This is a genomic window from Bacillus hominis, assembly GCF_018332515.1.
Lineage (GTDB): Bacteria > Bacillota > Bacilli > Bacillales > Bacillaceae_G > Bacillus_A > Bacillus_A hominis.
Genome location: NZ_BOQD01000325.1, coordinates 1 through 4768, shown reverse-complemented (window position 1 = coordinate 4768; position 4768 = coordinate 1). Strand labels below are relative to the sequence as shown.

Sequence of the window (4768 nt, the reverse complement as noted above, 5' to 3'; positions counted from 1 at the left end):
GAAGGCTATTTTTTCATTACATAATTAATAAAAATCTGACCATTATGCTGTTTCTTTTGTTCCTTTATACAAATAAAACCTTTACTTTCAAAGAAAGGTTTTGCTGTAATACTCGCCTCTGTATATATATCCCTATGCCCTAGGTTCACTGCTTCTTTTTCTAACTTCTGTAGTATGTATGAAGCTATCCTTTTTCCTTGATAATCTTTATGCGTAAATAAGCGATCTACGTAATGAGCATCATTATAATCCCCAAATCCTACTATCACACCTTTATAATCAGCAACGTAACAAAAATTCTCTTCTAAAGACTGTAGCCATCTCTCTCTATCTAGTCGCTCTGGAGCCCACGCCTGTCGCTGTAACTCGTTATAATCTTTTGCATTAACCGTATGAACCGTTTCATAGAACAATTGTAATACTTGTTCTAAATCCTCTTTCTGAAATCTTCTAATTATAATATCTTTTAACATATAAAAAATCTCCTTTTCAAACTACCACTTAACTTTTCTACTCTATACTGTTCAATACTCATACTTCATTATATATTTTCTATACGAACAAAAAACAATACTTATTTTAAGTATTGTTTTTTATAAAAAGTCATATTCAATTACTATATTAATTGAGTTTTTTATTATTTTAATTTCACTCTTTGTAATCGTAATGCATTTAATACGACTGATACAGAGCTAAACGCCATCGCTGCACCTGCAACCCAAGGAGCTAAGAAACCAAGTGCTGCAATTGGAATTCCTAGGCCGTTATAGGCTAACGCCCAGAATAGATTTTGCTTAATATTTCTAATCGTCATTTTACTCATAAAGATGGCATCGGCAATACTATTTAAGTCACCACGGATTAATGTAATATCCGCTGCTTCCATTGCTACATCTGTCCCTGTTCCAATTGCCATTCCAATGTCTGCTGTAGCAAGAGCAGGAGCATCATTTATTCCATCTCCAACCATCGCTACTTTCTTACCACTAGCTTGAAGTTTTTTCACTTCTTCTGCTTTTCCTTCTGGTAATACTTCTGCAATGACGTGATCAATACCAACTTGCCCTGCAATCGCCTGAGCAGTTTGTGTATTATCCCCTGTAATCATAACGACATCGAGACCCATTTTCTTAAGCCTTGCAATTGCTGCTTTTGAAGTATCTTTTACTGTATCTGCAACGGCAACAATCCCAGCATATTCCTTATCGATCGCAATAAGCATTGCTGTTTTTCCTTCTCGTTCTAGTTCTTCCATCGATTTAGAAACTTCTTCAATATCAATATTGAATTTTTTCATTAATCGGCGTGTACCAATTAATAATTGTTTTCCTTCTACAACCGACTCAATACCAAAGCCAGGAATTGCTTCAAACGTTTCTGAACTTGGGATATCAATTCCCTTTTCTTTAATTCCTTCTACAATCGCTTCTGCAAGTGGATGTTCAGAATTTTTTTCTGCTGCACCGACTAATTTTAATATTTCCTTCTCATCAAATCCATCTACTACTATTACATCTGTTAATACCGGTTTTCCATTTGTCACTGTACCCGTTTTATCCAGAATAACCGTATCTAATCGGTGCGTTGCTTCTAAATGCTCTCCACCTTTAAATAAAATACCATACTCAGCTGATCTTCCTGATCCAGCCATAATAGATGTAGGTGTCGCAAGACCTAAAGCACATGGACAAGCGATAACAAGCACTGCTATCATTTTCTCAAGTGCCCCGCCAAAATCGCCAGGTGTAACAAATACCATCCATACTACAAAAGTGATAATAGCAATCCCAACTACAACAGGTACGAAAATACCTGAAATTTGATCCGCTACCCTTTGAATAGGAGCTTTCGAACCTTGAGCCTCTTCTACTACTTTAATAATTTGTGCTAATGCAGTGTCTCTTCCTACTTTAGTTGCCTTAACTTTTAAAAATCCATTTTTATTCATTGTAGAACCGATTACTACATCCCCAACTGTTTTATCAACGGGAATACTTTCCCCCGTTAACATCGATTCATCAATTGCTGATTTTCCTTCTACAATCTCACCATCTACCGGAATTTTTTCACCAGGCTTTACATAAACGATATCGTCAGCTACTACTTCTTCAATTAAAATTTTCATTTCCGTTCCATCTCGCACAACTGTTGCTGTCTTCGCTTGTAAACCCATCAACTTTTTAATTGCTTCTGATGAACGTCCCTTTGCTTTTGCTTCAAATAATTTACCTAAAATAATTAATGTAATAAGTACCGCACTCGTTTCAAAATATAAATCTGTCATATGTTCCGAAGAACCAATAGATTGAATACTTAAATATACACTATAGAAATAAGCGGCCGACGTTCCAAGTGCCACGAGAACATCCATGTTGGCACTTTTATTACGTAACGCTTTATACGCTCCAATATAAAACTGTCCACCAATGATAAATTGAACAGGAGTTGCAAGAGCTAGCTGTACCCAAGGGTTCATTAGCATATCAGGTAAATAAATAAACGATGTAAATGAGAAATGACTCACCATTGCCCACAATAACGGGAATGATAAAATAAACGAAATGATAAATTTCTTCTTTTGTCGCTCAATTTCTTGTAATCGATGATCTGTTGATCCATCTTTCTCATCTGATTTTACTTCTAATTTATATCCTAACTTTGTAATCGTGCTCTTCATATCATTTACACTAATTTCATCAGGATTAAAATCTACTGTAGCTGATTCTAAAGCGAAATTTACTGTCGCTTTATTCACACCTTCTAGCTTATTTAAACGCTTTTCTACTCTATTCGCACATGCGGCACATGTCATTCCCGAAACAGTAAACTCAGCTTTATCACTTACAATACTATATCCTAACGATTCAACTTTTTCTTTAAATTGTTGCGGATTCGTTTTCGCTGGATCGTACATTATTTTTGTTTTTTCAAGTGCAAAATTTACGTTTGCATCATGAACACCTTCTACTTTTTTCAGACCTTTTTCAATTCTATTCGCACATGCGGCACATGTCATTCCTGATATTTGAAAATTGGCCTCTTTTTGTTCATTCATGTCTCTCACCTCTATATACCCTCACGAGGTATAATTATTAGCAAAATAAATCGTACTTCGTTTAAAGTACGATTTATTTCCTTATCTAAAAATAATTATTGAACATCGTATCCTTGATCTTCAATTACAGCAACGATATCTTTTAACGTTACGACTGATGAGTCAATAGTAACTTCAACAGTTCCTTCTGTTAATTGAACTTTCACTTGTTCAACACCGTTTAGTTCTTTCACATTACTTTCAATAGAATTTACACAATGGCCACAAGACATACCTTCAACTTTTAATGTTAACTGTTCCATTTAAAATCCTCCTCTTGTTTCTTCATTGTTTATTAATCACAACTACATCTTACCATACCCCCCTAAGGTAATCAATGGTTTTATATAATGACTTTTATATTTTTTTATAAATTCCTTGTTTTCTCTTATCCCACACAGCATTCTTTGAAAGAAATCCATTCATTTTACGACAAAACATACATATACCCCTTATAGGTATATGACAGGAATTTAATCAATCGAACTATTACATACACTCTGAAATTCCCTAGTCTTCTTGCTGTCGCTAAGCTTTACGATAAAGGTCTTAAATAAACAAAAAACAAGCTAGTTAGATACTAGCTTGTTTTTAAGCCTTTGAAAATCGTTCAAATACGGTCATTAATTCTTCAATTGCTTCATCACCATTACCATCCTTAATAGCACCTGAAACACAATGACTTGTATGATTTTTGAGAACACCCATTCCTACTTTTTTCATCGCTGCATTAATCGCTGAAATCTGCACTAAAATATCTACACAATAGCGATCATTTTCAATCATATTTTGAATACCACGGACTTGTCCTTCAATTCGCTTTAATCTATTTATAATTTGCTCTTTTTCTTTATCTGATCTATGTGTTACCGCTTCATGTTCTTTATGATCCATATTATCACCTTCTTAAAGTTTCTCTTCATCTGATAAAAATAAATGTCTTTTTGAGTATATCAATTATAGCATTAAATATCTATGTATTGATACCCCATATGAGTATCTAATGTTTATATGATTATTCTTAACAAATTATTAGCTTCTCAATCTCAATTATCATTATACCCTGTCCCTTTTCCAAAAACCATTTAAGTGAAACTTTAATCAACGTGGGCTTTGTTCATCTCCCACTCATTATTAACCCGCGAATAGCTGGATAAATAAAAGCCCCAATCTTCATATATTTGAATTGAGGCTTTTTTCTTCCTATTATATATAAAGTTATTGTTGATCACATACTTTTGTGTCATTCACTACGGAAGTCCCTTCAACAGTTACCGTATGAAAACAGTCATTTACTCGAACAGTAACAACGTTATCTTGTCGATCAATGATATGATATTCCTTAAATTGTTTATTAAGAGCACTGCGAATTTGCTCTCCTTCATAAATTGGAATGCCATGTGATAAAACCCAAATAAGCCCAGCGATAGCAAGAATAGTTTTCATACGATCTACCTCCTTGAGAATAAAGTGAACTTTTAATCGGTGTTTATTTCAGCCCTACTAATCATTAGTTGAATCAGTCGAGCTTTTATGGGATAAGTTCATTTCGTCTATTTTATGTTTATGCTAATTGTGACGGAATTGTGACAACTTTTTGTCTCTTTAGACGAAAAGTTGAAACAAAACTTTCAAAAAGGACAATTCTACTTACACAACTAAAAGGCTATGGGG

Annotated in this window: 5 protein-coding genes; all 5 read right to left on the bottom strand. The window is 34.1% G+C overall.

Annotation, left to right across the window (positions count from 1 at the left end):
• Nucleotides 1-5 precede the first annotated feature (5 nt).
• The 5 genes from KI356_RS23695 to KI356_RS23675 all read right to left on the bottom strand — a co-directional run bounded on the left by KI356_RS23695 (nucleotide 6) and on the right by KI356_RS23675 (nucleotide 4540).
• On the bottom strand, nucleotides 6-473 hold the full coding sequence (locus tag KI356_RS23695; RefSeq protein ID WP_128281293.1) for a GNAT family N-acetyltransferase: 468 nt from the start codon (nucleotides 471-473) through the stop codon (nucleotides 6-8).
• 164 nt (nucleotides 474-637) lie between these two features.
• Nucleotides 638-3055 (bottom strand): heavy metal translocating P-type ATPase, encoded by a 2418-nt coding sequence (locus KI356_RS23690; RefSeq protein ID WP_212936640.1) that lies wholly within the window; start codon nucleotides 3053-3055, stop codon nucleotides 638-640.
• Nucleotides 3056-3150: 95 nt separating this feature from the next.
• A complete protein-coding gene (gene copZ, locus KI356_RS23685; RefSeq protein ID WP_002121588.1) occupies nucleotides 3151-3357 on the bottom strand; it encodes a copper chaperone CopZ in 207 nt (68 codons plus the stop codon).
• A gap of 328 nt (nucleotides 3358-3685) precedes the next feature.
• Nucleotides 3686-3988, bottom strand: coding sequence for a metal-sensing transcriptional repressor (locus tag KI356_RS23680; protein ID WP_002121591.1), 303 nt, complete (start codon nucleotides 3986-3988; stop codon nucleotides 3686-3688).
• A gap of 324 nt (nucleotides 3989-4312) precedes the next feature.
• Nucleotides 4313-4540 (bottom strand): hypothetical protein, encoded by a 228-nt coding sequence (locus KI356_RS23675; protein ID WP_128281290.1) that lies wholly within the window; start codon nucleotides 4538-4540, stop codon nucleotides 4313-4315.
• Between the last annotated feature and the right edge of the window lie 228 nt (nucleotides 4541-4768).

Excerpts from the sequence above, each read along its gene's own strand:
- KI356_RS23695 (WP_128281293.1), bottom strand. The coding sequence starts at position 473 with ATGTTAAAAGATATTATAATTAGAAGATTTCAGAAAGAGGATTTAGAA.
- KI356_RS23690 (WP_212936640.1), bottom strand. The coding sequence starts at position 3,055 with ATGAATGAACAAAAAGAGGCCAATTTTCAAATATCAGGAATGACATGT.
- copZ (WP_002121588.1), bottom strand. The coding sequence starts at position 3,357 with ATGGAACAGTTAACATTAAAAGTTGAAGGTATGTCTTGTGGCCATTGT.
- KI356_RS23680 (WP_002121591.1), bottom strand. The coding sequence starts at position 3,988 with ATGGATCATAAAGAACATGAAGCGGTAACACATAGATCAGATAAAGAA.
- KI356_RS23675 (WP_128281290.1), bottom strand. The coding sequence starts at position 4,540 with ATGAAAACTATTCTTGCTATCGCTGGGCTTATTTGGGTTTTATCACAT.